The organism is Microbacterium sp. UBA3394 (assembly GCF_002358725.1).
Lineage (GTDB): Bacteria > Actinomycetota > Actinomycetes > Actinomycetales > Microbacteriaceae > Microbacterium > Microbacterium luteum.
Genome location: NZ_DEPK01000052.1, coordinates 1 through 4,089 on the forward strand (window position 1 = coordinate 1; position 4,089 = coordinate 4,089).

Annotated in this window: 3 protein-coding genes and 1 pseudogene; 2 read left to right on the plus strand and 2 right to left on the minus strand. The window is 65.1% G+C overall.

Going from position 1 to position 4,089, the window contains the following annotated elements:
- Together B4E30_RS02705 and B4E30_RS02710 are read left to right on the plus strand one after the other, a co-directional pair.
- Window positions 1-1,221, plus strand: a 1,221-nt coding sequence (locus tag B4E30_RS02705; protein ID WP_286793374.1) for a glycosyltransferase, incomplete at its 5' end; no start/stop codon positions are given.
- The gene (locus B4E30_RS02710; protein WP_286793376.1) at window positions 1,218-2,222 is read left to right on the plus strand and encodes a glycosyltransferase; all 1,005 of its coding nucleotides are present in this window, start codon (window positions 1,218-1,220) and stop codon (window positions 2,220-2,222) included. The genes B4E30_RS02705 and B4E30_RS02710, both read left to right, overlap by 4 nt.
- Window positions 2,223-2,257: 35 nt before the next feature.
- Here the strand turns inward: B4E30_RS02710 and B4E30_RS02715 are convergent, their stop codons facing one another.
- Both B4E30_RS02715 and B4E30_RS02720 read right to left on the minus strand, forming a co-directional pair.
- Window positions 2,258-3,487, minus strand: coding sequence for a polysaccharide pyruvyl transferase family protein (locus tag B4E30_RS02715; protein ID WP_286793375.1), 1,230 nt, complete (start codon window positions 3,485-3,487; stop codon window positions 2,258-2,260).
- Window positions 3,484-4,089: pseudogene (locus B4E30_RS02720) on the minus strand (hypothetical protein); the annotation flags it as partial. The pseudogene B4E30_RS02720 and the gene B4E30_RS02715, both read right to left, overlap by 4 nt.

The window sequence follows — 4,089 nt, forward strand, 5'->3', positions numbered from 1 at the left end:
CAGCCGAACCTCGGGGGCTCCGGCGGCTTCTCCCGGGCCATGGTCGAGACACTCGCGCGAGAAGACAGCGATTTCGTGCAGCTCCTCGACGACGATGTGCGCATCGAGCCCGAGTCGATCCGCCGGTCCATCCTCTTCGGGCAGTACGCGACTACGCCGACGATCGTGGGCGCGCACATGTTCGACCTGCTCGATCGGCCCAAGCTTCACGCCTGGGCAGAGGTCGTCGACGAGCAGCCGTTCATGTGGCGCACGCTCTTCCAGGAGCGCATGCCGCACGACTTCTCCGAGGGCAACCTCCGCCAGTCCCCCACCCTCCACATGCGCCTCGACGCCGACTACAACGGCTGGTGGATGTGCCTCATCCCGAAAGAAGCCCTCGAGAAGGTCGGCCTCGCACTGCCCGCCTTCATCAAATGGGATGACGCGGAGCACTGTCTACGCGCCCGGGAGGCAGGGGTCCCGACGGTGTCGTTGCCCGGCGTCGCGCTGTGGCACGTCTCCTGGGTCGGCAAGGATGACTCGATCGACTGGCAGGCGTACTTTCACGCGCGCAATCGCATCGTCGCGGCGCTTCTGCACTCACGAGCACCGGATGGCGGAACGCTTCTGCGACACAGCCGCCGCGTCGACCTCAAACACCTCATGATGATGCAGTACTACCCCGTGGCGCTTCGCCATCGGGCGCTGCGCGACATCCTCTCGGGACCCGACCACATGTGGCGCAACCTGGCGACCGCGATGCCGGAGGCGCGCGCCCTCGCGGGAAATTTCCCCGAGACGGTCGTCCACAAGGACGACGGCAGCCCAATGCGGTCGCGGCGTGGTCGTCAGGTGTTCAAGCGGCTGCGCCGCCACGCCTATGACAGCCCGGCCGGCATGCGACTCCGGTGGTTCACCGCGACCACACTGATCTCTCACTGGCTGCACGAGCCGCGGCCGGAGAACGTCGCTCAGCCGGAAGTCGAATTCGGCAAGACCGACGCGCATTGGTGGCGCGTGCCCCTCTTCGACAGTGCGCTCGTGAGCACCGCGGATGGCGCCGGGAAGAACGTGTACACGCGAGATCGCGCAGCCTACCGACGCATGCTCGTCGAATCAATCCGCCTTCACCGCGCGCTGCGAAAGGATTGGGCGCGCCTTTCGCGCGATTACCGCGCGGCGCTTCCCGCCCTGACCTCACCGGAGGCTTGGGCCTCCAGTTTCGAGGAGGAGAAATGACCGTGACTGGGCCTGGTGTGGCAGGCGTGGAACAACACTCCTTCCAACCGGCATCCGTGACGATCGCGATCGTCACGTTCAATCGCTCGCACCTGCTCGCCGGCCTTCTCGAGAGCATCACGCGCATGGACCCGAAGCCGGGACATGTCGTGGTCGTCGACAACGCGTCCAGCGATGACACCACCGAGGTTGTGGAGTCGTTTCGCGATCGCGTCGGCACCGAGCTCATGTACCGTCGCCTCGAGTCGAACACGGGCGGCTCGGGCGGTTTCAGCGAAGGAATGCGCATCGCCTACGATCTCGGCTCCACCTGGATTTGGCTCATGGACGACGATGTCGAGGTGCTTCCGGACGGTCTCGCTCGGATGGGCGCGTGGGCGCCCCGATTCAAGAGCATTCAGGGACGCCGCTATGACTACGACGGCAGCGAGTTCTACTGGCAGTACCGCATCGCTGAGAAGATGGCGATCCCGATTCCGTTCGCTCCCGCCGGCTTCGACGAGTCCGGCTACAAGGAGATGAACTCCGGCTGCTTTGAGGGCATGTTTATCCACCGGGACATCGTGAGGCAGATCGGCCTTCCTGACCCGCGGTTCTTCATCTACTGGGACGACCAGCTGTACGGCTGGCTGGCGTCACGCGTCACGACGTCGGTCATCGTCGACGAGTTCGTTCTCCGCCGTACACGCGAGATCAAACAGTGGGACATGGGCGTCCGCCACATGAATGCCTCAAGCAACGCGTACAGGTACTACATCATGCGCAACCGGGCCATCATCAAGAAGTACTATCGCGCCAACGGCGTGTATCACCCGCTGCTGTTTGGGCTGGGGACGTCGCTTACGTTCGGTAAGGAACTCATTCGTCTCTTCTTCGTCGAGCGCACGGTGCGAGGCACCAGCAATCTGTGGCGCGGCCTGCGAGACGGACGGATCATCGGACGCGACGGTGACTTCAGAACCATGCCCTCGCTAGCGGAAAACTCTGCCGCAGGTAACTGACCCACACAAAAGGACCGGACGGTCGTCGCGAGCGTTCACCGATGCGTGCGCACAACCTGCGCGATGAGTTCGGCCTGCTCAATCGATCGCGCCTTTACAACCGGCAGATGTTCATCGAGCTTCCGTTCCACAACCGCCCGAGCATCCTCGAGTGCCTCGAAGCGTTCCACCAAGTACTCGAAAGTCAGCATGTCGTGGCCGAAGGCCCACTCCTCTAGGTCGAACATCTCGAGCACCTCGCGGTACTTGTGGCTCCACCCGATCACGAGCGTCGGAACCGCCATCGCGAGCGATGAGACCATCGCGTGGAAGCGGCTGGCAACGAAGAACGAGCACCGCCCGATCAGGTAGCGCAGCTGCTGCGAGCTGAGCTCCCGATCGACGAAGAGGAGGTCGTCACCCAGCGTGAGCCGAGAGTGGATCTCACTGCACAGCGGCAGATCGTTGTTGTGAGTCTTGTCGGTTCCGGTGCGCACGCTATGGGGCAGGAGGAGCACGCGCTTGCCCTGTGCGCGCACGTGCCCGATGAAGTCGACGATCTGCCCTACGTAGTCGCCGCCGCGTGCGTCGACCTTCTTCTGCAGCACCACGCTCGGGCACACGCCCACCACGTCCTCGTCGAAGAACGACAGATCGAGATGACGGGACACCTGCTCGCCCTCGGTGCCTTCGAGCTCGAGCGAGAAGGCGTAGTCGGCGCCCGCGACGAGGTTGGTCAGTCCCAGCCCCTCGGCGTACTCGTGGGTGATGCGGCCGCGCGTGACGACCGTCGCTGCCTTGGGCAGGAAGGTGCGCGACGCCCAGCGGTTGATCGGATTCTGGAACGGGCCGACGGCCTGGGCGCACTTGAAGACGGGCGTGCGGGTGTTCAGCGCCGGCAGGATCGATGCGACGTTGTACAGGAGGAACTTCTCGCGCCCGTCGGTGAAGGTGATGCCGCCCTGGTCGAGCAGCACCGACGAATCGGCGAGTGCGCGGATCACACGCGAATGGCGACGCAGCGTCCCGCGCAGGAACGGCAGGACGCGGTAGGCCAGCGCGACGGTGTTGATCGTCACGCCCAGCTGACGCGGATTCGCCGGCAGGATCTCGAGGTTCGGGTACGGGTTCTGCGCGGCGTCTTCGCGCGGGTACATGCTGAGCAGCGTGAACCGGGGGTCGTCGAGTCGCTCGCCGAGGGACTGGATCGCCGCTTCGAGCATGGCGGAGGCGCCCTTGTTGCCCGACAGGGCTGAGCCGATGATGGTGATCCGCGGACCGGTCATGGTCGGTACTCCTTGGGGATGGTGCGGCGGATGCCGACGTAGATGAGAGCGACGAGGCCGTCGCCGACGGTGCTGAGGAGGCGCGCGAGGAGGCTGATGACGATCGCCTCCGCGACGGGGATGTACTGGCTGAGGACGAGCACGATGACGGCCTCGCGAACTCCGAGACCGCTGGGCACGAAGAACGCGAGGATTCCGATCGCACCGGCCAGCACGTAGGCGGCCGCGAAGGAAAGCCACTGCGTGGGCGGGACCGCGCTGACGGTCGCGGCGATCATTACGAAGCCGATGCCGTTGAGCGCACGGGGCCCGAGGAATCCGACGATGTACGCGAGCGTCCGCCCGGTCGACAGGAAGTACTCCTTCGGCACCTCGCGCTTGAGCGCGCGCCGCGCGGGGATGCTCACGAGGCGGTGGAAGACCGGCGGGTACAGCACCGCCGCGAGCGGCACGAGCACGAGGACCGGCAGGACCAGCAGCGTCGCATTCTCACCGAAGATATCGGGCCCCAGGCTGAGCAGCAGGATCACGGCGCCGGGGACGATCGAGGCGAACTGCAGGAACACGTTCTCGTACACGAACGTGATGAGCACGAGCGAACG

Bases quoted from the DNA above. Each gene is read 5' to 3' on its own strand.
- B4E30_RS02715 (WP_286793375.1), bottom strand. From the start codon at position 3,487: ATGACCGGTCCGCGGATCACCATCATCGGCTCAGCCCTGTCGGGCAAC.
- B4E30_RS02710 (WP_286793376.1), top strand. From the start codon at position 1,218: ATGACCGTGACTGGGCCTGGTGTGGCAGGCGTGGAACAACACTCCTTC.